Raw genomic sequence first — 21248 nt, 5'->3', positions numbered from 1 at the left:
TGCCATTGATGATGGTGCTGGCGCATCATCTGCTGCATTTCAAACTCACTATTAGGTGCTGAAGGCTCCGGCTGCAATAATGGGTTAAATGAGCTAGGCCTAACTGCCTGCTGCGACTGGCAGAATGTATTAACAGCATTACGCGGCGGCTGATCAAACACCGCTGTATAGTCCTGATCTGGTAATAGTTGTTCAACGACGAACTCTGCACGATCAATAACTGTGGGCGAAAACGCGCGGTTCACATCAGACCAGAATATTTCGATATCACCACAACTTACAATCGGCGCGCTGACGCTAGATGCAAATACGATTTCACGGTCAATATCATAATGAATTTTCATCATGACTTCTTCAAACAGCATTGCAGTATCTTCAAAGAACAATGAACGGTTATTTACCACATATTCTCGATAATTATATTCATCGTTGGCACCATCACGCTCAAATTCATCGGCTAATATATTGTTAGCTGCAATCGCATAAATTTCTGCTGATTGCCCCTCAAATAAAACTTTGGCTAGGTTGAACATCGCTACACTTGTTAATGGATTAGTTAAGCCTTGAATTTCGGTCGTGGTTAACACTGTCTGAGCTAATTGTGGTGGCGTTTGAAAAGGTTCGGCGGTATTTATCGCACTCACAGGAAATGCATCTCTGGCATGGGCCAATTCATGGAATAGTAATGCCGACAGTGATAGTACCACATCACTGAGATCACGGTCTGTGTTGCCAGAGCGCCAAGCCAGCTGCCCATCTTTGACATAGCGAGCAAATGAAACAAACTGAAGCTGTGAACCGAAGCCAGCACGAAAATCCGGTTCATCACTGATACTTCTGCGCTGCTCTTGAGTAACCCAAAGGTATTCTGGATCTAAATAAATACCGCCAGTGCCTGTGGTAAAAAAGGCAGGGCGAATATCCCGGTCAATTTTCACACCTGTAACGCTGGCAAACAAATTCCGCATATCATCAGGCATAAGCTGCAGTGCTGCACGAAAATTATCGGCCATCCATGGGTCTGAAACGACCACACGCTGCATAATTTCATCAACCGTTGGCGAGTTGCTGTCAGCTGCTATGAAATTTAGCTCTTCTAAACTGCATAGGCGCAACGCCAGACTCAATGCTGCCGATAGACAGCGATCGACTTTATCAAGAGTGAGGCTCTGGGTCGAGGCAAGCGCGTCGGATGAAGATGGACTTTCAGTTACCAAGGATGAACTAGGCCCTCCCCCACCGTCGCAGGAAATAAGTACAGATATAAGAGTTGCTAGTAAAAGGCGCTGTGACACTTATTAGTACCAAGCAATGAGACATTCTAATTATACGCTCTGATTATACAAACAACCCAGTTTTTTTAAACCAGCACCCTAATGCCAGCGGCGCGCACCCAACTGTGGTTTAGTCTCAGAGTTTTGTGTGGATGGCTTTGCAGCACTTTGGCTCAGCTCTGACCGACTGTCTGACTGAGGCACACAAAATTGTAATGGCGCCCTATCGATATCTTGAAGGAAATACGCTTGATAGGCGTTATTGGGTAGCAAGCCATTCACCACTAAACTGGCTCTATTTTTGACGCTGTCATCAAATATACGATTAGTAATCTGCATTACCACATCATAATCTGAGCAATCACCTTGATTACCTACGATGTTTGCAAATCCGTATTCTTTATCAATGTCAAAATGTATCTTCAACATTGCTTCCTCAAATAACATTGCGGTGTCTTCATAGTAATTCCGCATGCCGTCAAATTCTCTTGCGTAATAAGAGTAATCATCATTCGCGCCATCAGGCACAAACTCTGCCGCTAAATCGTCAGCAGACAGTGCAAAAAAGTCTGTAGTAATATTAAGTTCTTCATTGGGGCCTGAATATCTTATTGAGGCCAAATCTTTTAGCACCTGACTACCCAGAGGAAACAGTCGACCTAATTGCTTTGTTACTGATGCACCGATATCTTCTACACGATCAGCAAGCTGATAGGTAAACTCCTCGCTTGAGGCCTCAAGAATTGCGTCTACTGGATAGGCATCGCGCGCATGTGCCAATTCGTGAAATAACAACGCCGACATCATGTAAAGTACATCTTGCTGATCTCTTGCATCAGCTTCACTAGTCCAAGCTGGCGCACCATCTTTGTAATAGCTAGTAAAGCTCACATAGTCCAGTGTCTCACCGCCTTCTTTAATTCTAAAATCTTGCTGCTGACTTACGGTAGCTAACTGTTCTGCGGTTTCCCAAAGATAAATAGGGTCTAAGTAAATGCCGCCTGTTGCGGTCCAAAAATAGGCAGGCCTAATATCTCTGTGTATAGCTATACCTGTTACACTTGAGAACAGTGTCAACATTTCTGCCGGCGCTTGATCAAGCACTTTAGCAAAGTTATCTGCCATCCACTGATCAGAAACGATCAACTTCTCCATAATTTGTGCTTTTGTTGGTGTCACAGATGAAGATGCGATAAAAGGGTTTTCAGCAATTGAACAGGTTCTGTCGGGCGTGATTTTGTTAAAGTACAGACAGTTCGCAATTGTTTTACTATTCGATGTTTGTTCCCCATCTGCATCACGGAAATCATTCAGGTTTATACCCTCTGATGAGCGAATTTTTTCTTTATCTTTAACTAGAATTTCGTACAGTCTTGAGTCTTGCTTGATCGGCGCCCCTTCATCACAGGCAGTTAATAAAATCGTTAGCAGCATTAAAAAGAGTGGCTTCATAATAACATCCTGTACTTTTATACTTTTTTATTATCTAGAAATTAGCTTGAACACCAAGTGCAGTGGACCATGCATTGTAATCAAAATCTTCATCATAGCCAGATTCAGCATAGGCAATTGCTAGGGTGAGGCCGAAATTTGGATTTATATACCATTGAGAGCCCACTTCATATTGCCAGCCTATATCATCTGACGTGTCGCTTTCACGTTGATTAAAATCAAGATCCAAATAATTATACGTCGCTTTTACTTTGGCAAATAAATCTATCGTGCTTGTAACTGCACCTTGAAAATTAAAACCTAGGTGAGCTCTTGAAAGTTGCAACTCTAGGTCATCACGATCATCAGAATCTATTGCTGAGAATTCTGCGTAACCCAACTCAATACCGAACATTGAGAAAAGATTATAACCAGCATATGCACCTAATGCTGAGTTAGGATTTAAGTCTATTGCACCTTGATTGGTTATATCTAACTGTTGATACGATGCATATAATCCAGCATAGAATCCCTTATCGGCAGCATATGCATGCGGCACTAGTATTAAACCGCAAAAGATTATAAAGGTGGCTTTTATAAAACGCACTTTGAACTCCTTTTCAAAAAAATGAGTGTATTTATAATTTATATATTCTGACTCTATCGTCATTTTGCCCTTTAGTCTATAAGCTTTAGTTCACACACTGATCGCACATCTTGTAGCTAATGCATATGGCAAAAAAAAACCCAGCAATGCTGGGTTTTATAAATAAATGGAGATGGGCTTAATCGTCACTATCTTCAATATCATCGTCAACCGGTAGTGGACGATCAACCAATTCAACATAGGCCATTGGCGCTTTATCGCCCGCGCGGTAACCACATTTTAAGATACGAATATAACCACCAGGGCGGCTTTCGTAGCGTGGGCCAAGTTCAGAAAACAATTTACCTACAGCTTCATCACTGCCTAGGCGACTATTAGCGAGACGACGGTTAGCAACCGAGTCTTCTTTAGCCAAAGTGATTAATGGCTCGGCGATACGACGAAGCTCTTTAGCTTTGGGTAATGTAGTTTTAATAAGCTCATGCTCGACCAAAGAAATCGTCATATTCTTAAACATCGCAGAACGATGTGAACTATTTCGATTTAATTTACGGCCACTTTTACGATGACGCATATCTCAATTCCTATTCAGGCTATTGCTATCTCAGCAAGTGTATTTCGGTTAATCGCGTTTACAATTAACGGTGTAAAACGCGATCATCATTCTTAAGGCTGGCAGGCGGCCAATTTTCAAGGCGCATACCTAGGTGGAAACCACGGCTTGCCAACACATCCTTGATTTCGGTCAATGACTTTTTACCAAGGTTGGGTGTTTTCAATAATTCAACTTCAGTGCGCTGAACCAAGTCACCAATAAAATAAATGCTTTCAGCTTTCAAACAGTTAGCTGAGCGCACTGTCAGTTCAAGATCGTCAACCGGACGAAGCAACATTGGATCAACTTCATCTTCTTCTTCGACATCTTCAATATCGGCTTCTGACTCAAGGTCGACAAATACAGCTAGCTGCTGCTGTAAAATTGTCGCTGCGCGACGAATAGCTTCTTCAGGATCAAGTGTGCCGTTAGTTTCAAGATCTAACACCAACTTGTCCAAGTCTGTACGCTGTTCAACACGTGCACTTTCAACCGCATAGCTAACACGCATAACAGGGCTGAATGAAGCATCCAATTGAAGCTTACCAATCGTGCGCGTTTCGTCTTCATCACTGATGCGTGCATCAGCCGATGAATAACCACGTCCACGCTCGACAGTAATCTTCATATTAATGTCTTTACCTTCAGTCAAGGTCGCAATAACGTGCTCTGGGTTGCGAATTTCAACATCGTGATCGACTTGAATATCGCCGGCAGTTAAAACACCAGGGCCCGCTTTTTGTAACGTTAACTCTGCGTGGTCCTTGCCATTCATAACAATGGCAACGCCTTTCAGGTTAAGTAAGATCTCAATAACATCTTCACCAACACCTTCAATCGCTGAGTATTCGTGCTGTACACCGTCGATTTCAACTTCTGTAATCGCACAACCAGGCATAGACGAAAGTAAAATGCGGCGTAAAGCATTACCTAAAGTATGACCAAAACCACGCTCTAATGGCTCAAGTACGACTTTCGCATGTGTAGGGCTAAATTCATCTACATTAATGACTTTCGGGGTCAAAAATTCAGTTACTGCACTACCCATATTGGCTCCTATAAATTGCTTTGCTAACCCAGTAAACGCTAAGTAAGATTACTTAGAGTACAATTCTACGATGAGGTTTTCGTTAATCTCACTCGGTAGATCGTCACGCTCTGGGAAACGTTTAAACACGCCTTCCATTTTGCTGTTGTCTACGTCAACCCATTCAACTTCAGCGCGCTGCGCAGAGAGCTCAAGGGCATTTTTAATACGCAATTGATTCTTAGATTTCTCGCGAACAGCGACAACATCGCCTTCATTCACAAGGAAAGAAGCAACATTTACAACTTGTCCATTCACGGTGATTGACTTGTGCGCAACCAGCTGGCGAGCTTCTGAACGAGTCGCACCAAAACCCATGCGATATACAACGTTGTCTAAACGTTGCTCTAACAAACGCAATAAGTTTTCACCCGTTGCACCTTTAATACGTGCAGCTTGCTTGTAGTAATTTCTAAATTGCTTCTCAAGCACGCCATATAAACGACGAACTTTTTGTTTTTCACGAAGCTGAACACCGTAGTCAGAAAGACGGCCACGACGAGCACCGTGCTGACCAGGCTGAGTTTCAACCTTACACTTCGTGTCGAGTGCGCGAACGCCGCTCTTAAGAAACAAATCTGTACCTTCACGACGTGATAACTTACAGGTTGGGCCAATATATCTTGCCATTATCGTATCCTGTTATTCCAGTCTGATTAAACGCGACGTTTTTTCGGTGGACGACATCCGTTATGTGGGATGGGCGTCACGTCTTTAATAGAAGCAATTTTATAACCGCAGTTGTTCAATGCACGAACTGCAGACTCACGACCTGGACCAGGCCCTTTTACTTCTACATCTAAATTTTTCAAGCCATATTCTTGTGCAGCAACACCGGCACGCTCAGCAGCAACCTGCGCAGCAAAAGGTGTAGACTTACGAGAACCACGGAAACCCGAACCACCAGAAGTAGCCCAGCTTAACGCATTGCCTTGACGATCAGTGATCGTAATAATGGTGTTATTAAAAGACGCATGAATATGCGCGATACCATCTACGACACTTTTCTTAACTTTTTTACGAGCCTTTGGACTTGGCTTAGCCATAATCTTTACCTACTAACTCTTAATTACTTACGAATTGGTTTACGTGGACCTTTACGGGTACGCGCGTTGGTTTTCGTGCGCTGACCGCGTAATGGCAGATTACGACGGTGGCGAAGACCACGGTAGCAACCTAAGTCGAGCAAACGTTTGATGTTCATGTTGATTTCACGACGAAGGTCGCCTTCAACAGTCATTTTGCTGACTTCATTACGTAACTTGTCCATTTCGTCTTCAGACAAATCACCAATTTTAGTTTGTTCTGCAACACCACAAACGGCACAAAGCTGTTTAGCCGTTGTTTTACCTACACCATAGATATAGGTAAGTGAGATCACAGCGTGCTTATTATCTGGTATGTTGACACCGGCGATACGAGCCATTCAACTATCTCCAACCATATGTTATGCGAAAGGCGCAGCAATATAGCGCCACAATCATTAAAAATCAACCAAATCTTGGCTAAATTTCACCCATTAAAAGCCGTAGACTATTAGCCCTGACGCTGCTTGTGACGCGGCTCTGTTTTACAGATAACGCGGACAACGCCTTTACGCTTTATAATTTTGCAGTCACGACAAATTTTCTTAACTGACGCTCGTACTTTCATTGTGTTTCACCACTTCGTTAGCGCTTACGCGCAATTAACCTTGTAAATTAGCTTTTTTCATCACATCACCATATTGTGATGAAAGCAGATGTGATTGCACTTGCGCCATGAAATCCATTACCACGACGACAACGATTAGCAACGATGTACCGCCTAAATAGAACGGCACATTGGCAACCACGATAAGCGCTTGGGGTAACAAACATACAGCAGCCATGTATGCAGAGCCGAATAATGTAAGACGCGTTAGCACCTTATCAATATATTTCGCCGTCTGCTCACCAGGGCGAATACCTGGTAAGAATGCACCTGAGCGCTTTAAATTATCTGCCACTTCATTCGGGTTAAACATTAACGCCGTATAAAAGAAACAGAAGAAAACTATCATTACCGTAAACAAAATAATGTTTAACGGCTGACCTGGGCCAATCATAAAGGCCAAGTCTTGTAACCAGCTTGCATTGTCAGAAGACTGACTAAACCACTGCGCAATTGAGGCTGGAAACAATAAAATACTGGATGCAAAAATCGCCGGAATAACACCCGCCATATTAATTTTTAATGGCAGATGGCTCGACTGCGCCTGCATCATGCGACGACCTTGCTGACGTTTGGCATAATTGATGGTAATGCGACGCTGACCGCGTTCAATTCTTACAATTAACCAAATCACTGCAAAAGCTATTAATAACACCGCAAGCAGCATCAAAATATTCAGCTCGCCCTGGCGTGCTTGTTCAATCGACTGTGCAATTGCTGATGGTAAGCCAGCAACAATACCGGCAAATATCAGCATTGAAATACCGTTACCAATACCACGTTCGGTGACTTGCTCGCCGAGCCACATCATAAACATGGCGCCAGTAACTAGCGATGCAACAGCAACAAAAATGGTATAGGCGCTACCATCAAAGAATAATCCTTGAGAGGCCATACCCACTGACATGCCTAAGGCTTGAACCGTTGCCAGTGCAAGCGTACCCCAGCGGGTATACTGGCTAATCTTACGACGGCCAGCTTCACCTTCTTTTTTCAGCGCNTCNAGCTGCGGACTTACCGCAGTCATTAACTGCATAATGATCGAGGCAGAGATGTACGGCATAATACCAAGCGCAACAATACTCATGCGCTCCAAAGCACCACCCGAAAACATATTAAATAAACCCAGAATAGTATCTGAATTTTGATTAAATAATGCTTCCAACTGAACAGGGTTAATACCGGGCACAGGAATATGCGTGCCAATACGATAAACCACAATCGCCAAGAATAAGAACTTCAGGCGAGAAAAAAGTTCACCAGAACCTGCCTGAGCTGCCATATTCATTGCACTTTGTTGTTTAGCCATTACATCCCCTAAATTAGTCGCAACTGCAAATCGCGACTAAGCTTTACTCTTCTACTTTACCGCCAGCAGCTTCGATTGCTGCCTGTGCACCTTTAGTAACACCTAAACCTTTAACGGTTACTGCTTTTGCAACATCACCAGAAAGGAATACTTTAGCGCGCAAAATGTTTTCACCAATGATGTCAGCAGCTTTTAACGCAGCTAAATCAATCACGTCAGCGTTAACTTTCGCTAGTTCGCTGGTGCGAACTTGTGCCGTAACACGAGATACGCGAGAGGTGAAACCGTATTTAGGCAAACGCTTTTGCAACGGCATTTGGCCACCCTCGAAACCCGGGATCGTGTGACCACCAGAGCGAGACTTTTGACCTTTATGACCACGACCACCGGTTTTACCAAGACCGCTACCAATGCCGCGACCGACGCGCTTGGCAGCTTTTTTGTGACCTGGCGCTGGGCTCATGGTGTTTAAACGCATTTGTTCAGACATGCGAAGACCCTCTTAAGCTTCAACTTTCAGCAAGTAATACGCTTTATTGATCATGCCGCGATTCGAAGGAGTATCTTCAACTTCTACGGTTTGACCAATTTTGCGCAAGCCAAGACCGGCTACACATTGCTGATGATTTTTTAAACGACCCGAGGTGCTTTTCACCAAGGTAACTTTCACTGTATTAGCCATGATAAAACCTCTTAGCCAGCAATGTCTTCAACTGACTTGCCGCGTTTTTCCGCAACTTGCTCAGGTGATTGCATGTTAGACAACGCTTTAACCGTTGCACGAACAACATTTACAGGGTTAGTAGAGCCGTAACATTTTGATAAAACGTTATGGATGCCAGCCACTTCAAGTACCGCACGCATAGCGCCACCTGCAATTACACCTGTACCTTGTGAAGCAGGTTGCATGTAAATTTTTGAGCCAGCATGTTTCGCTTCTGTAGCGTACTGAATGGTGTCACCGTTTAATTCAACAGAAACCATATTGCGACGAGCCGCTTCCATAGCCTTTTGGATAGCTAATGGAACTTCACGTGCTTTACCACGACCAAAGCCAACTTTACCGTTTCCGTCACCAACAACTGTTAAAGCTGTGAAACCAAAAATACGGCCACCTTTAACAACTTTAGCAACACGATTAACTTGAACTAGCTTTTCTTGCAAACCTTCAGGGTTTTGTTCTTTCTTTTCGTAAGCCATCTCTCTACCCCTTAGAATTGTAAGCCAGCTTCACGCGCTGACTCAGCTAAAGCTTTTACACGGCCGTGATATTGATAACCGGCACGATCAAAGGCTACAGTTTCAACACCAGCTGCTTTTGCACGCTCTGCAATCAGCTTGCCGACTTTTTCAGCAGCAGCGATGTTGCTTGTAGTGTCAGCACGCAATTCTTTTTCAACTGTTGAAGCAGACGCTAATACTTTGTCGCCTGCAGCAGAGAAGACTTGCGCATAAATATGTTGTGAGCTGCGGTACACAGTTAAACGGTTAGCACCTAACTCACGCATTTTGTTACGTGCGCGACGAGCACGACGTAATCTTGCATTGTTTTTAACGCTCATAACCTAACCTTTACTTTTTCTTAGCTTCTTTACGACGAACATATTCGTCAGCGTAACGAACACCTTTACCCTTATAAGGCTCAGGCGGTCTAAATGCGCGAATTTCAGAAGCAACTTGACCAACAACCTGCTTATCAGCACCTTTAATCACGATTTCAGTTTGCGATGGTGTTTCAGCAGTAACACCTTCAGGTAGTTGATAATCAACAGGGTGTGAAAAACCAAGCGTTAGGTTTAGAACTTTACCGGAGGCCTTGGCACGATAACCAACACCAACAAGTTCAAGTTTCTTTTCAAAACCGGTGCTCACACCAACAACCATATTGTTGACAAGTGCGCGAGTAGTACCGGCCATCGCCCAGTCTTTTCCATCTTTAGCAGCAAACTCTAAGGTATTATCAACCTCAGTTACTTCTACATTTTCATGCAGAGCAAGCTCAAGCTCAGCTTTACCACCTTTAACTTTTAAATTTTGTCCGTCCAAAGTAACTTTAACGCCACCAGGAATTTCTACCGGACTTTTTGCAACACGAGACATAATAAATTCTCTTTACTCAATGCCAAGACAATGCCTAAGGCGTTAAAATACACTGCATACAATTTCGCCACCAATACCTGCAGCGCGAGCTGCACGATCTGACATCAGACCTTTATTGGTAGACACAATTGACACACCCAAGCCACCATTAACTTGTGGCAATTCATCAGAGGCTTTATAGATTCTAAGGCCTGGACGACTCACACGCTTAAGCACTTCGATAACAGGCTTGCCATTGAAATATTTTAATTCAATGGTAAGCACTGATTTGTTATCAGTTGCCTCAACGTTAAAACTTGATATATAACCTTCATCAACCAAAACCTGTGCAATATTGGCTTTCAACTTAGATGAAGGCATTGAAACAGTTTGCTTACCACGCGCCTGGCTATTGCGGATGCGAGTTAGCATATCTGCTACTGGATCTTGCATACTCATAATGTCTATCCTCTCACTTACCAGCTAGCTTTCACTAGACCAGGAATATCGCCACGCATTGCCGCTTCACGAATCTGGTTACGGCATAAGCCGAACTTACGATAAACCGCGTGCGGGCGGCCTGTGATTTGACAACGACGCTGCTGGCGAACCGGGCTAGCATCACGTGGTAGTTTTTGTAACGCTTGCTGTGCTTCCCACTTTTCTTCTTCTGAAGCAGTAGTGCTAACGATAATTGCTTTAAGCTCAGCACGTTTAGCAGCGAATTTTTTAACAGTTTTAGCACGCTTAACATCACGCGCGATCATAGATTTCTTAGCCATGTCTATTAACCTTTAAGCGGGAAGTTAAACGCACGAAGAAGTGCGCGACCTTCATCATCATTCGACGCTGAAGTAGTGATAACAATATCCATACCACGTAAGCGATCGACTTTGTCATAATCAATTTCAGGGAAAATGATTTGCTCTGTTACGCCCATTGCAAAATTACCGCGACCATCGAATGATTTCGGGTTAATGCCGCGAAAATCACGAATACGTGGAATTGCAATTGAAATTAAACGATCTAAAAATTCATACATGCGCTCATCACGCAAAGTGACTTTACAACCGATCGGCCAACCTTCACGAATTTTAAAACCCGCGACTGATTTGCGTGCCTTATTAACAACAGGCTTCTGACCAGCGATTGCTTCCATATCCTTGACAGCGTTCTCAAGGATCTTTTTGTCACCAACGGCTTCACCAACACCCATATTAAGAGTAATTTTGGTGATGCGAGGTACTTGCATAACGTTGTCTAAGCCAAGCTCATCTTTAAGCTTTGCTACTAACTCGTTATTGTAAACTTCTTTCAAATTTGCCATTTCTAGTACCTCAATTACGCATCAACAAGCGCGTTGTTAGACTTGAAGAAGCGTACTTTTTTACCGTCTTCAACACGAATGCCAACACGGTCTGCTTTTTCAGTTTGAGGGTTAAAGAGTGCAACATTAGAAGCATGAATAGGCGCTTCTTGATCGATGATGCCACCTTGCACNCCCGCTTGCGGGTTAGCTTTNGTATGCTTTTTCACCATGTTTACACCAGACACTAACAAACGGCCATCNTTGCGGATTGTATCCACAGTGCCACGCTTGCCTTTGTCTTTACCAGCGATCACGATGACTTCGTCACCACGCTTGATTTTCAACATTGCTGTTTCCTCTTTAATCTTTAGCCGATAAGTACTGATTAAAGTACTTCAGGCGCTAAAGAGATGATTTTCATAAAACGCTCAGAACGCAATTCACGAGTCACAGGACCGAAAATACGCGTACCGATTGGAGCCAGTTGGGTATTTAAAATAACAGCTGCATTGTCGTCGAATTTAATCTTCGAACCATCAGGGCGACGCACGCCTTGCTTGGTACGAACAACAACAGCATTCATTACCTGACCTTTTTTCACTTTGCCACGCGGAATGGCTTCTTTAACAGTTACTTTGATGATGTCGCCGACGCGCGCATAACGACGCTTCGAGCCACCAAGAACTTTAATACACATCACACGACGCGCACCGCTGTTATCTGCTACATCTAGATAAGATTGTGCCTGAATCATGGTTCAATCCTGAAACTAATAAGTTATTACGATTTACGCCGTGCGCTCATCAATACTCGTCAACGTCCAAGTCTTTGACTTAGACAAAGGACGACTCTCTTGAACAGTAACAACATCGCCGATGTTGCACTCATTCGATTCATCATGCGCATGCAACTTAGTTGAGCGCGTCATGAACTTACCATAAATAGGATGCTTAACGCGGCGCTCAACTAGCACAGTGATGGTTTTATCCATCTTGTTACTAACAACACGACCTTGCGCTGTACGGACTCTTTTCTCACCCATGCTTAGTTACCTGCTTGTTTTGCCGTCAACACGGTTTTAACACGCGCAATATCTTGCTTGTTTTCTTTCAGCAAGTGCGTTTGACCAAGTTGACCCGTTGATTGTTGCATACGTAACTTAAATTGCTCTTCACGCAATTTAAGAAGCTCAGCATTCAGTTCTTCAACTGACTTTTCACGTAATTCGGCTGCTTTCATCACATCACCGTGCGCTTAACAAAAGTTGTAGATACAGGAATCTTTGCGGCAGCTAATGCAAAGGCTTCGCGCGCCAATTCTTCTTCAACACCTTGTACTTCATACAAGATTTTACCTGGCTGGATTTGTGCCACCCAGTATTCAACATTACCCTTACCTTTACCTTGACGAACTTCAAGAGGCTTTTGAGTAATCGGCTTGTCTGGAAAAACTCGAATCCAAATTTTACCGCCACGCTTGATGTGACGAGTCATGGCACGACGAGCAGACTCAATTTGACGCGCTGTGATGCGTCCACGGCCTGTTGCTTTTAAACCAAACTCACCAAAACTAACGGTTGAACCGCGATGCGCTAGACCGCGGTTACGGCCTTTCATCATCTTGCGGAATTTTGTACGTTTAGGTTGTAACATGCTTCACTACCACCTTACTTCTTTTTTGGCTTAGCCGCTGGCGTCTCTTGACCACCAATGACTTCACCTTTGAAGATCCATACTTTAATACCAATTACGCCGTAGGTAGTATGAGCTTCATAAGTTGAATAATCGATATCGGCGCGTAAGGTGTGAAGCGGAACACGACCTTCACGATACCATTCAGAGCGAGCAATCTCGGCGCCGCCTAAACGACCACCCAGCTGAATCTTAATACCTTCAGCACCTTGACGCATGGCGTTTTGTACTGCGCGCTTCATCGCACGACGGAACATAACACGACGCTCAAGCTGACTCGCAACACCTTGTGCAACTAACTTCGCATCAAGGTCTGGCTTACGAATTTCTTCAATATTAATATGAACAGCAACGCCCATTTTCTTAGAAAGATCAGCGCGAAGTTTTTCAACATCTTCACCTTTCTTACCAATAACCACACCAGGACGAGCGGTGTGAATGGTGATGCGCGCAGTATTTGCAGGGCGCTCAATAACAACGCGGCTTACTGAGGCATGCTCTAATTTTTTCTCAACATAACTGCGAACTTCTAAATCGCTCACTAGCTTGTCAGCGAACGTTTTACTATCGGCGTACCAAACTGAATTGTGATCTTTAACAATACCGAGTCGGATACCGATAGGATGTACTTTCTGACCCATCTTATGAACTCCTGATTATTCGCCGTCTGCGACTTTTACTGTGATATGACATGTGCGCTTTAAAATTCTGTCTGCACGGCCTTTTGCACGTGGACGAATACGCTTCATCGTTAAACCCTCATCAACAAATATTGTTGACACGGTTAACTCGTCAATATCAGCACCCTCGTTGTGCTCAGCGTTTGCAATCGCAGAGTTCAACACCTTTTTAACCAATACTGCTGCTTTTTTATTGCTAAAGGTTAGAAGCTCAAGCGCTTCTTCAACACCTTTACCGCGAACTTGGTCAGCAACTAAGCGCGCTTTTTGTGCAGAGATATTGGCACCTTTAAGTTTTGCAGATACTTCCATCTTAAAAACCTCTCACCAACAGCGCTTAGCGCTTAGCCTTCTTGTCCGCAACGTGACCTTTGTAGGTACGTGTAGCTGCGAATTCACCCAACTTATGGCCAACCATATCTTCAGTCACATATACCGGCACATGTTGACGGCCGTTATGTACTGCAATAGTTAAACCAACCATATTCGGAAAAATTACCGAACGGCGCGACCAAGTTTTGATTGGACGCTTATCATTACTGTCTATAGCGGTCTCAACTTTCTTCAATAGGTGAAGATCAATAAATGGACCTTTTTTCAATGAACGTGGCACGTCTTAATCCTCTTACTTAGATCCGCGACGGCGTACAATAAGCTTATTGGTACGCTTGTTCTTACGTGTTTTGTAACCCTTAGTCGGGGTACCCCAAGGTGATACTGGGTGACGACCACCAGAAGTACGACCTTCACCACCACCATGCGGGTGATCAACTGGGTTCATCGCAACACCACGAACGGTTGGACGGACACCACGCCAGCGGCTAGCACCGGCTTTACCCAATGAGCGCAAGTTATGCTCACTGTTAGACACTTCACCCAAGGTTGCGCGACACTCAACCAAAACCTTACGCATTTCGCCAGAGCGAAGACGCAATGTAGCATGCTGACCTTCACGTGCGACTAGCTGAGCAGATGTACCCGCAGAGCGAGCCAACTGAGCGCCCTTACCCGGCTTAAGCTCAACGCAGTGCACTACTGAACCAACAGGCACATTACGTAGTGGCAAGGTGTTACCAGGTTTAATTGGCGCACTGACACCCGATACGATTTCATCACCTGCTTTAACGCCTTTTGGCGCAATGATGTAGCGACGCTCACCATCTTTATAAAGTACAAGTGCGATATTCGCGGTACGGTTAGGATCGTACTCAAGACGCTCAATAACCGCAGGAATGCCATCTTTATTTCGTTTAAAGTCAATCACACGGTAGTGCTGCTTATGACCACCACCAATATGACGCGTGGTGATACGGCCATTATTATTACGGCCACCTGACTTCGACTTTTTCTCGAGTAACGGCTTATAAGGTGCGCCTTTATGTAAGTCATCATGCTTAACGCTTACAACAAAGCGACGACCCGGAGACGTTGGTTTAGCTTTTACAATTGCCATGATTCGCTCCTTACTCCGCTACACTAAAATCAATTTCGTGACCAGCTGCAAGACGCACGATAGCTTTTTTAGCATCGCTGCGCTTAGCTAAACCAAAACGGTTACGCTTCACCTTGCCTTTAGTCTTGACGATTCTGACTGCTTCAACTTTAACGTTAAACAGTTTTTCAACGGCCTTCTTCACTTCCAACTTGTTAGCATCGATTGCCACTTTAAAGACAAACTGATTAGCTTCTGCTGCAATCGCTGCCTTCTCTGAAAGGTGTGGACCTAATAAAGTTGTATAAATACGCTCTGGGTTCATGCTAATGACTCCTCAAGCTTTTTCAGTGCCGCAACGGTCACCACGACTTTTTCAAAGCTTACCAGGCTTACTGGATCAACCGCTTGCACATCAACCGAATCAACATTCGGAATATTGCGAGCAGCCAAGTAAAGATTGGTATTCACTTCTTCAGTCACTAACAATGCTTTTGGCGCATTTAATTCGGCCAACTGAGCTACCAATAACTTAGTCTTTGGCTCGGCAACATTTAAGTCTTCAACCACCACTAAGCGCTCTTGACGAGCAAGCTCAGACACGATGCTACACATTGCAGCACGGTACATTTTCTTGTTAACTTTTTGCTCAAAGTTACGCGGACTTGCAGCAAAAGCGCGACCACCGCCAACCCAGATTGGGCTGCGAATAGTACCCGCACGTGCACGGCCAGTACCTTTTTGGCGCCATGGCTTCTTACCACCACCGCTTACTGCTGCGCGATTCTTCTGTGCTTTAGTGCCTTGACGGCCGCCAGCCATATAAGCTGTAACAACTTGATGCACTAAATCTTCGTTATAGTCCCTAGCAAACGCCTTCTCTGAAACTTCTACAGTTCCAGCCGACGAATTACCAGGAGCAACAATGCTTAATTCCATCAGTATTCCCCTTAGGCTTTCACAGCAGGACGCACAACAACTTCTGCGCCAGCCGCTCCAGGAACAGCACCCTTGATTAGGATGACATTTGTATCTGCATCAACACGCACAACTTCTAGGTTCTGCGTAGTGACTTGTTCGGCACCCATGTGACCGGCCATTTTCTTGCCTTTCCAAACACGACCAGGTGTTTGACATTGACCAATAGAGCCAGGCGCGCGGTGCGCAAGTGAGTTACCGTGAGTAGCGTCTTGTGTTTTAAAATTCCAACGCTTCACACCACCTTGAAAACCTTTACCTTTAGACTGACCTGTAACATCGACAGCCTGACCAGCTTCAAACAAGGCAACTGTCAGCTCTTGGCCAACTTCAAAGGCTTGCTCTGTGTTTTCTGTGCGGAATTCCCAAAGGCCAACACCCGCTTCAACACCTGCTTTAGCAAAGTGACCTGCTTCGGCTTTATTGACGCGAGATGCTTTCTTAGCACCTTGAGTAACTTGAATGGCAGAATAACCGTCTGTGTCGACAGTCTTAACCTGAGTCACCTTGTTCGGCGCTACTTCAACAACAGTAACGGGAACCGATGCTCCATCTTCTGTAAATATGCGAGTCATACCGCATTTGCGGCCGACTAAACCAATAGTCATCTCTCAAACCTCATGTGTACGGGGCTTACCCTCTATGGCCGCCCTTTCGAGCGTTACCCACGACTTCCATCAATCTTGATGGGAACCTTTAATTTTTATAGTTAGAAAAAACTTCCAACTCCAACTTACGCCAAGCGACTGCCTAGCCTAAGCTGATTTGAACCTCGACACCTGCCGCCAAGTCCAACTTCATCAAAGCATCAACTGTTTTTTCAGTTGGCTCAACGATGTCTAACAAGCGCTTGTGCGTACGGATTTCATATTGGTCACGCGCGTCTTTATAAACATGCGGTGAAACCAATACCGTAAAACGCTCTTTGCGCGTTGGCAACGGGATAGGACCTCTCACTTGAGCGCCTGTACGCTTAGCTGTTTCAACAATCTCTTGGGTTGAAACATCAATTAAGCGATGATCAAACGCCTTTAAACGAATTCTGATTCGCTGATTTTGCATCAGACCTAACTCCAAAGTTATTTAAGAACCTTTTACCGCTGACATTTTATTGTGCGGGGCAAAATGGGAGCGCGAATATTATCGACTTCACCAACCTGCGTCAACCACTATTGCGATTTTTATTTACAGCATGCGCCACGTGATCATACATCCCAATATTTGAGCCGACATCTAGCATAAAACAAACCTTGGCCAGGCTTGTATTTCGTCATCAATCAGTTAATTGACCGAGATTAGTGATTTTAGTTCATTGCTGATACAGAGAATGCCGGACGCTTGCTACAGAAACAAAAAAGGCCGCTTTCGCGACCTTTCTCTATACCTTTAAATCGATCGATATTATTCGATGATTTTAGATACAACACCAGCACCAACGGTACGGCCACCTTCACGGATAGCGAAGCGTAAGCCTTCATCCATCGCGATTGGGTTGATAAGCGTAACATCCATCTTGATGTTGTCGCCTGGCATAACCATTTCAGTACCTTCTGGAAGCTCACAAGCACCAGTGATGTCAGTTGTACGGAAGTAGAACTGTGGACGGTAACCTTTAAAGAAAGGTGTGTGACGACCGCCTTCTTCTTTGGTTAGTACGTATACTTCACCTTCGAACTTAGTGTGTGGAGTGATAGAACCTGGAGCTGCCAATACTTGACCACGCTCAACTTCTTCACGCTTAGTACCACGTAAAAGAACACCAACGTTTTCACCAGCACGGCCTTCGTCAAGCATTTTACGGAACATTTCAACACCAGTACAGGTAGTAGTAGCAGTCTCTTTAACACCAACGATTTCGATTTCTTCACCAACTTTGATGATACCACGCTCAACACGACCTGTTACAACAGTACCACGGCCTTGGATAGAGAATACATCTTCAACAGGAAGAAGGAATGGCTGATCGATAGCACGCTCTGGCTCAGGGATGTACTCATCAAGCGTTTCAACAAGCTTCTTAACAGCAGTGGTACCTAACTCGTTATCGTCTTCGCCGTTAAGCGCCATAAGAGCAGAACCACAGATGATTGGCGTATCGTCGCCTGGGAAGTCGTACTCAGAAAGTAGATCACGTAATTCCATGTCTACTAGCTCTTTCATCTCTTCGTATTCTTCAGTGTCAACACCGCCACAATCTTCAGCAAGAAGGTCAGCTTTGTTTAAGAACACTACGATGTATGGAACACCAACCTGACGTGAAAGCAGGATGTGCTCACGCGTTTGAGGCATAGGGCCGTCAGTTGCACCACATACTAAGATAGCACCGTCCATTTGCGCAGCACCAGTGATCATGTTTTTAACATAATCGGCGTGCCCTGGGCAGTCTACGTGTGCGTAGTGACGTGTATTTGACTCATATTCAACGTGAGAAGTCGCGATAGTAATACCACGCTCACGCTCTTCAGGAGCATTGTCGATACCGTCAAATGCAACAGCTTCACCACCAAATACTTCTGCACATACACGAGTAAGTGCAGCAGTCAAAGTAGTTTTACCGTGGTCAACGTGACCGATAGTACCCACGTTGACGTGGGGGAGATTACGTTCAAAAGCTTCTTTAGCCACTTTTAGTTCCTCTTTAATTTAACGCGTTAAGTTAAAAGTTAAGTTAGTTTAGAAATAATATTATCGGCAACATTCGATGGCGCCGGAGCGTATTTCTCGAACTCCATCGTAAATGTTGCGCGCCCTTGAGTTGCACTGCGCAAATCGGTTGCGTAGCCAAACATTTCACCCAAAGGCACTTCGGCATTCACAACTTTTCCGGATGGATTTTCATCCATACCGAGGATCATGCCGCGACGACGATTTAAGTCGCCAACCACATCACCCATATTCTCTTCAGGTGTCACCACTTCAACCTTCATGACCGGCTCAAGTAATTCGGCACCGCCTAATTCGGCAAGCTTCTTGGTTGCCATCGAAGCAGCGATTTTAAACGCCATTTCGTTAGAGTCAACATCGTGAAAGGAACCATCGTATAATGTTGCGGTTAAACCCAACATTGGATAGCCTGCTAACACGCCGTTAGACATCTGCTCTTGAATACCTTTTTCAATCGCAGGGATATATTCTTTCGGCACGACACCGCCGACAATTTGGTTATCAAATACCAACTTCTCAGGGTCTTGCTCAGGATCATTGTTTGGCGCAAATTTAACCCAGACATGCCCATACTGACCACGACCACCAGATTGGCGCACAAACTTACCTTCGATCTCAACCGTTTCAGTGATCTTTTCACGATAGGCCACCTGAGGCTTACCAATATTAGCATCGACTGAGAATTCTCGCTTCATTCGGTCAACAATAATATCAAGATGTAATTCACCCATACCTGAAATTATTGTCTGCCCCGTCTCTTCGTCTGTCTTCACGCGGAAAGAGGGATCCTCTTGCGCTAGCTTGGACAGCGCCAGACCCATTTTCTCTTGGTCTGCCTGTGAGCGTGGCTCAACCGCAACTGAAATAACAGGCTCCGGGAACTCCATTTTCTCAAGTACAATTTTGCCGTTTTCAGCGCACAAAGTGTCGCCGGTGGTCACATCTTTAAGACCAATCGCGGCTGCAATGTCGCCAGCAAGCACTTCTTTAATTTCTTGTCGGTCATTAGAGTGCATCTGCACCATTCGACCCACACGTTCTTTTTTGCCCTTTACCGAATTATAAACTGCGGTACCGGTTTCAAGCTTACCGGAGTAAACTCTGAAAAACGTCAAGGTGCCAACAAAGGGGTCAGTCGCAATTTTAAATGCGAGGGCTGAGAAAGGCGCATCATCGTCTGCTTCTCGCGTTTCGACCAGCTCTTGACCTTTTTTGTCTTCAACAATGCCTTCGATGGCTTTTACTTCTTGCGGCGAGGGCATGTATTGAATTACAGCATCCAAAACTGCCTGCACACCTTTGTTTTTAAACGCAGAGCCACCAAACACTGGGACAATTTCATTTGCCAGGGTTCGCATGCGGATGCCAGCAACAATCTCGGCCTCAGATAATTCACCTTCTTCAAGGTACTTATCCATCAGCTCCTCATTGGCCTCAGCCGCTGCCTCTACCATATACTCGCGCATCTCTTCGCAAGTATCGGCAAGGTCTGCCGGAATATCTTCATATTCAAAGGTCATGCCTTGATCAGACTCATTCCAAATAATGGCTTTCATCTTAACCAGATCAACCACGCCTTTAAAATCTTCTTCGCTGCCAATGGTCATCTGCATAGGCACTGCATTGGCGCCTAAACGCTCACGCAACTGCGACACAACCATGTCAAAATTGGCACCCAGTCTGTCCATCTTATTAACAAACACCATACGCGGCACCGCGTACTTATTTGCCTGACGCCAGACCGTTTCGGTTTGCGGCTGCACACCCGATGAACCACAGAGCACAACCACCGCACCATCTAAAACTCGCAGCGAGCGCTCAACTTCGATCGTGAAGTCAACGTGCCCAGGCGTATCGATAATGTTGATACGGTGCTGATCAAACTGCTTTTGCATGCCAGCCCAGAAACAGGTGGTGGCCGCAGAGGTAATGGTAATACCGCGCTCCTGCTCCTGCTCCATCCAGTCCATGGTCGCGGCACCATCGTGCACTTCACCAATACGGTGAGAAAGACCGGTATAGAATAAAACCCGCTCCGTGGTGGTGGTTTTGCCCGCATCAACATGCGCGCAAATACCAATATTACGATAGCGATTAATGGGCGTTTGACGTGCCACAGATATTCCTTACCAGTCTTCTAATGTCGCAAGCGAGGCTAGCCGTGATTAAAAACGGAAGTGCGAGAATGCTTTGTTAGCTTCAGCCATACGGTGCACGTCTTCACGTTTCTTAACCGCATTGCCTTTGCCCTGAGAGGCATCTAGGATCTCAGCTGCCAAACGCTGGCGCATAGACTTTTCACCGCGGTTACGCGAATATTCAACCAACCAACGCATCGCTAACGCGGTACGACGTGATGGACGAACTTCAACCGGCACCTGGTAAGTTGCACCACCGACACGGCGTGACTTTACCTCGAC

34 protein-coding genes are annotated in these 21248 nt (G+C 45.0%); all 34 read right to left on the bottom strand.

Annotated elements, in window-relative coordinates:
• Positions 1-1217 (bottom strand): hypothetical protein (locus HRU21_02305; GenBank protein NRA41122.1); only part of this gene is annotated, 1217 nt, incomplete at its 3' end.
• A 156-nt stretch (positions 1218-1373) separates the two neighbouring features.
• The gene (locus tag HRU21_02300; GenBank protein NRA41121.1) at positions 1374-2726 is read right to left on the bottom strand and encodes a hypothetical protein; all 1353 of its coding nucleotides are present in this window, start codon (positions 2724-2726) and stop codon (positions 1374-1376) included.
• A 34-nt stretch (positions 2727-2760) separates the two neighbouring features.
• Positions 2761-3375 (bottom strand): porin family protein, encoded by a 615-nt coding sequence (locus HRU21_02295; GenBank protein ID NRA41120.1) that lies wholly within the window; start codon positions 3373-3375, stop codon positions 2761-2763.
• A gap of 115 nt (positions 3376-3490) precedes the next feature.
• On the bottom strand, positions 3491-3886 hold the full coding sequence (gene rplQ, locus HRU21_02290) for a 50S ribosomal protein L17 (protein ID NRA41119.1): 396 nt from the start codon (positions 3884-3886) through the stop codon (positions 3491-3493).
• Positions 3887-3950: 64 nt separating this feature from the next.
• Entirely contained in the window at positions 3951-4955 is a 1005-nt protein-coding gene (rpoA, locus tag HRU21_02285) for a DNA-directed RNA polymerase subunit alpha (GenBank protein ID NRA41118.1), read from the bottom strand.
• 48 nt (positions 4956-5003) lie between these two features.
• Positions 5004-5624, bottom strand: a complete 621-nt coding sequence (gene rpsD / locus HRU21_02280) for a 30S ribosomal protein S4 (GenBank protein NRA41117.1) — start codon at positions 5622-5624, stop codon at positions 5004-5006.
• Between the two features lie 26 nt (positions 5625-5650).
• The gene (gene rpsK / locus HRU21_02275; protein ID NRA41116.1) at positions 5651-6040 is read right to left on the bottom strand and encodes a 30S ribosomal protein S11; all 390 of its coding nucleotides are present in this window, start codon (positions 6038-6040) and stop codon (positions 5651-5653) included.
• Between the two features lie 23 nt (positions 6041-6063).
• Positions 6064-6420 (bottom strand): 30S ribosomal protein S13, encoded by a 357-nt coding sequence (rpsM, locus tag HRU21_02270; GenBank protein ID NRA41115.1) that lies wholly within the window; start codon positions 6418-6420, stop codon positions 6064-6066.
• A gap of 110 nt (positions 6421-6530) precedes the next feature.
• Complete coding sequence (gene rpmJ / locus HRU21_02265) at positions 6531-6647, bottom strand: 50S ribosomal protein L36 (GenBank protein NRA41114.1); 117 nt, start codon at positions 6645-6647, stop codon at positions 6531-6533.
• A 34-nt stretch (positions 6648-6681) separates the two neighbouring features.
• A complete protein-coding gene (secY, locus tag HRU21_02260; GenBank protein NRA41113.1) occupies positions 6682-7995 on the bottom strand; it encodes a preprotein translocase subunit SecY in 1314 nt (437 codons plus the stop codon).
• 43 nt (positions 7996-8038) lie between these two features.
• Positions 8039-8473: a 50S ribosomal protein L15 gene (rplO, locus tag HRU21_02255; GenBank protein ID NRA41112.1), complete on the bottom strand. Its 435-nt coding sequence runs from the start codon at positions 8471-8473 to the stop codon at positions 8039-8041.
• 24 nt (positions 8474-8497) lie between these two features.
• The gene (gene rpmD, locus HRU21_02250; protein ID NRA41111.1) at positions 8498-8677 is read right to left on the bottom strand and encodes a 50S ribosomal protein L30; all 180 of its coding nucleotides are present in this window, start codon (positions 8675-8677) and stop codon (positions 8498-8500) included.
• Between the two features lie 11 nt (positions 8678-8688).
• Entirely contained in the window at positions 8689-9195 is a 507-nt protein-coding gene (gene rpsE / locus HRU21_02245; protein ID NRA41110.1) for a 30S ribosomal protein S5, read from the bottom strand.
• A gap of 11 nt (positions 9196-9206) precedes the next feature.
• Positions 9207-9557 (bottom strand): 50S ribosomal protein L18, encoded by a 351-nt coding sequence (gene rplR / locus HRU21_02240; protein NRA41109.1) that lies wholly within the window; start codon positions 9555-9557, stop codon positions 9207-9209.
• A 10-nt stretch (positions 9558-9567) separates the two neighbouring features.
• Complete coding sequence (gene rplF / locus HRU21_02235; protein ID NRA41108.1) at positions 9568-10095, bottom strand: 50S ribosomal protein L6; 528 nt, start codon at positions 10093-10095, stop codon at positions 9568-9570.
• A gap of 42 nt (positions 10096-10137) precedes the next feature.
• Positions 10138-10533, bottom strand: coding sequence for a 30S ribosomal protein S8 (gene rpsH, locus HRU21_02230; GenBank protein NRA41107.1), 396 nt, complete (start codon positions 10531-10533; stop codon positions 10138-10140).
• A gap of 17 nt (positions 10534-10550) precedes the next feature.
• The gene (rpsN, locus tag HRU21_02225; GenBank protein NRA41106.1) at positions 10551-10856 is read right to left on the bottom strand and encodes a 30S ribosomal protein S14; all 306 of its coding nucleotides are present in this window, start codon (positions 10854-10856) and stop codon (positions 10551-10553) included.
• Positions 10857-10861: 5 nt separating this feature from the next.
• On the bottom strand, positions 10862-11401 hold the full coding sequence (rplE, locus tag HRU21_02220; GenBank protein ID NRA41105.1) for a 50S ribosomal protein L5: 540 nt from the start codon (positions 11399-11401) through the stop codon (positions 10862-10864).
• Between the two features lie 14 nt (positions 11402-11415).
• The gene (gene rplX / locus HRU21_02215; GenBank protein NRA41104.1) at positions 11416-11727 is read right to left on the bottom strand and encodes a 50S ribosomal protein L24; all 312 of its coding nucleotides are present in this window, start codon (positions 11725-11727) and stop codon (positions 11416-11418) included.
• A 41-nt stretch (positions 11728-11768) separates the two neighbouring features.
• Positions 11769-12137, bottom strand: coding sequence for a 50S ribosomal protein L14 (rplN, locus tag HRU21_02210; protein NRA41103.1), 369 nt, complete (start codon positions 12135-12137; stop codon positions 11769-11771).
• A 33-nt stretch (positions 12138-12170) separates the two neighbouring features.
• Positions 12171-12425: a 30S ribosomal protein S17 gene (gene rpsQ, locus HRU21_02205; GenBank protein ID NRA41102.1), complete on the bottom strand. Its 255-nt coding sequence runs from the start codon at positions 12423-12425 to the stop codon at positions 12171-12173.
• Between the two features lie 2 nt (positions 12426-12427).
• Positions 12428-12622 (bottom strand): 50S ribosomal protein L29, encoded by a 195-nt coding sequence (rpmC, locus tag HRU21_02200; GenBank protein ID NRA41101.1) that lies wholly within the window; start codon positions 12620-12622, stop codon positions 12428-12430.
• Entirely contained in the window at positions 12622-13035 is a 414-nt protein-coding gene (gene rplP, locus HRU21_02195; GenBank protein NRA41100.1) for a 50S ribosomal protein L16, read from the bottom strand. Before rplP ends, rpmC begins: the two co-directional genes overlap by 1 nt.
• A 14-nt stretch (positions 13036-13049) precedes the next feature.
• Positions 13050-13715 carry a 30S ribosomal protein S3 gene (rpsC, locus tag HRU21_02190; GenBank protein ID NRA41099.1) on the bottom strand — a complete coding sequence of 222 codons (666 nt, stop codon included), beginning with the start codon at positions 13713-13715 and terminating at the stop codon, positions 13050-13052.
• 15 nt (positions 13716-13730) lie between these two features.
• Positions 13731-14066: a 50S ribosomal protein L22 gene (gene rplV / locus HRU21_02185; GenBank protein NRA41098.1), complete on the bottom strand. Its 336-nt coding sequence runs from the start codon at positions 14064-14066 to the stop codon at positions 13731-13733.
• Positions 14067-14091: 25 nt separating this feature from the next.
• Positions 14092-14367, bottom strand: a complete 276-nt coding sequence (gene rpsS / locus HRU21_02180; GenBank protein ID NRA41097.1) for a 30S ribosomal protein S19 — start codon at positions 14365-14367, stop codon at positions 14092-14094.
• A gap of 12 nt (positions 14368-14379) precedes the next feature.
• Positions 14380-15207, bottom strand: coding sequence for a 50S ribosomal protein L2 (gene rplB / locus HRU21_02175; GenBank protein ID NRA41096.1), 828 nt, complete (start codon positions 15205-15207; stop codon positions 14380-14382).
• A 10-nt stretch (positions 15208-15217) separates the two neighbouring features.
• Positions 15218-15511 (bottom strand): 50S ribosomal protein L23, encoded by a 294-nt coding sequence (gene rplW / locus HRU21_02170; protein ID NRA41095.1) that lies wholly within the window; start codon positions 15509-15511, stop codon positions 15218-15220.
• Positions 15508-16125, bottom strand: a complete 618-nt coding sequence (gene rplD / locus HRU21_02165) for a 50S ribosomal protein L4 (GenBank protein ID NRA41094.1) — start codon at positions 16123-16125, stop codon at positions 15508-15510. The genes rplW and rplD overlap by 4 nt, the downstream gene beginning before the upstream one ends.
• A gap of 11 nt (positions 16126-16136) precedes the next feature.
• Positions 16137-16772, bottom strand: a complete 636-nt coding sequence (rplC, locus tag HRU21_02160; protein NRA41093.1) for a 50S ribosomal protein L3 — start codon at positions 16770-16772, stop codon at positions 16137-16139.
• A 142-nt stretch (positions 16773-16914) separates the two neighbouring features.
• Positions 16915-17226 (bottom strand): 30S ribosomal protein S10, encoded by a 312-nt coding sequence (gene rpsJ, locus HRU21_02155; protein NRA41092.1) that lies wholly within the window; start codon positions 17224-17226, stop codon positions 16915-16917.
• Positions 17227-17565: 339 nt separating this feature from the next.
• Positions 17566-18789, bottom strand: coding sequence for an elongation factor Tu (gene tuf / locus HRU21_02150; protein ID NRA41091.1), 1224 nt, complete (start codon positions 18787-18789; stop codon positions 17566-17568).
• 38 nt (positions 18790-18827) lie between these two features.
• On the bottom strand, positions 18828-20945 hold the full coding sequence (fusA, locus tag HRU21_02145) for an elongation factor G (GenBank protein ID NRA41090.1): 2118 nt from the start codon (positions 20943-20945) through the stop codon (positions 18828-18830).
• Positions 20946-20993: 48 nt separating this feature from the next.
• Positions 20994-21248 (bottom strand): 30S ribosomal protein S7 (gene rpsG, locus HRU21_02140; GenBank protein ID NRA41089.1); only part of this gene is annotated, 255 nt, incomplete at its 5' end.

The organism is Pseudomonadales bacterium (genome assembly GCA_013215025.1).
Classification (GTDB): Bacteria; Pseudomonadota; Gammaproteobacteria; order Pseudomonadales; family DT-91; genus DT-91.
This window is presented reverse-complemented; position numbering and strand designations above follow the sequence as displayed.

Excerpts from the sequence above, each read along its gene's own strand:
- HRU21_02300 (NRA41121.1), bottom strand. The coding sequence starts at position 2,726 with ATGAAGCCACTCTTTTTAATGCTGCTAACGATTTTATTAACTGCCTGT.
- HRU21_02295 (NRA41120.1), bottom strand. The coding sequence starts at position 3,375 with ATGACGATAGAGTCAGAATATATAAATTATAAATACACTCATTTTTTT.
- rplQ (NRA41119.1), bottom strand. The coding sequence starts at position 3,886 with ATGCGTCATCGTAAAAGTGGCCGTAAATTAAATCGAAATAGTTCACAT.
- rpoA (NRA41118.1), bottom strand. The coding sequence starts at position 4,955 with ATGGGTAGTGCAGTAACTGAATTTTTGACCCCGAAAGTCATTAATGTA.
- rpsD (NRA41117.1), bottom strand. The coding sequence starts at position 5,624 with ATGGCAAGATATATTGGCCCAACCTGTAAGTTATCACGTCGTGAAGGT.
- rpsK (NRA41116.1), bottom strand. The coding sequence starts at position 6,040 with ATGGCTAAGCCAAGTCCAAAGGCTCGTAAAAAAGTTAAGAAAAGTGTC.
- rpsM (NRA41115.1), bottom strand. The coding sequence starts at position 6,420 with ATGGCTCGTATCGCCGGTGTCAACATACCAGATAATAAGCACGCTGTG.
- rpmJ (NRA41114.1), bottom strand. The coding sequence starts at position 6,647 with ATGAAAGTACGAGCGTCAGTTAAGAAAATTTGTCGTGACTGCAAAATT.
- rplO (NRA41112.1), bottom strand. The coding sequence starts at position 8,473 with ATGCGTTTAAACACCATGAGCCCAGCGCCAGGTCACAAAAAAGCTGCC.
- rpmD (NRA41111.1), bottom strand. The coding sequence starts at position 8,677 with ATGGCTAATACAGTGAAAGTTACCTTGGTGAAAAGCACCTCGGGTCGT.
- rpsE (NRA41110.1), bottom strand. The coding sequence starts at position 9,195 with ATGGCTTACGAAAAGAAAGAACAAAACCCTGAAGGTTTGCAAGAAAAG.
- rplR (NRA41109.1), bottom strand. The coding sequence starts at position 9,557 with ATGAGCGTTAAAAACAATGCAAGATTACGTCGTGCTCGTCGCGCACGT.
- rplF (NRA41108.1), bottom strand. The coding sequence starts at position 10,095 with ATGTCTCGTGTTGCAAAAAGTCCGGTAGAAATTCCTGGTGGCGTTAAA.
- rpsH (NRA41107.1), bottom strand. The coding sequence starts at position 10,533 with ATGAGTATGCAAGATCCAGTAGCAGATATGCTAACTCGCATCCGCAAT.
- rpsN (NRA41106.1), bottom strand. The coding sequence starts at position 10,856 with ATGGCTAAGAAATCTATGATCGCGCGTGATGTTAAGCGTGCTAAAACT.
- rplE (NRA41105.1), bottom strand. The coding sequence starts at position 11,401 with ATGGCAAATTTGAAAGAAGTTTACAATAACGAGTTAGTAGCAAAGCTT.
- rplN (NRA41103.1), bottom strand. The coding sequence starts at position 12,137 with ATGATTCAGGCACAATCTTATCTAGATGTAGCAGATAACAGCGGTGCG.
- rpsQ (NRA41102.1), bottom strand. The coding sequence starts at position 12,425 with ATGGGTGAGAAAAGAGTCCGTACAGCGCAAGGTCGTGTTGTTAGTAAC.
- rpmC (NRA41101.1), bottom strand. The coding sequence starts at position 12,622 with ATGAAAGCAGCCGAATTACGTGAAAAGTCAGTTGAAGAACTGAATGCT.
- rplP (NRA41100.1), bottom strand. The coding sequence starts at position 13,035 with ATGTTACAACCTAAACGTACAAAATTCCGCAAGATGATGAAAGGCCGT.
- rpsC (NRA41099.1), bottom strand. The coding sequence starts at position 13,715 with ATGGGTCAGAAAGTACATCCTATCGGTATCCGACTCGGTATTGTTAAA.
- rplV (NRA41098.1), bottom strand. The coding sequence starts at position 14,066 with ATGGAAGTATCTGCAAAACTTAAAGGTGCCAATATCTCTGCACAAAAA.
- rplB (NRA41096.1), bottom strand. The coding sequence starts at position 15,207 with ATGGCAATTGTAAAAGCTAAACCAACGTCTCCGGGTCGTCGCTTTGTT.
- rplW (NRA41095.1), bottom strand. The coding sequence starts at position 15,511 with ATGAACCCAGAGCGTATTTATACAACTTTATTAGGTCCACACCTTTCA.
- rplD (NRA41094.1), bottom strand. The coding sequence starts at position 16,125 with ATGGAATTAAGCATTGTTGCTCCTGGTAATTCGTCGGCTGGAACTGTA.
- rplC (NRA41093.1), bottom strand. The coding sequence starts at position 16,772 with ATGACTATTGGTTTAGTCGGCCGCAAATGCGGTATGACTCGCATATTT.
- rpsJ (NRA41092.1), bottom strand. The coding sequence starts at position 17,226 with ATGCAAAATCAGCGAATCAGAATTCGTTTAAAGGCGTTTGATCATCGC.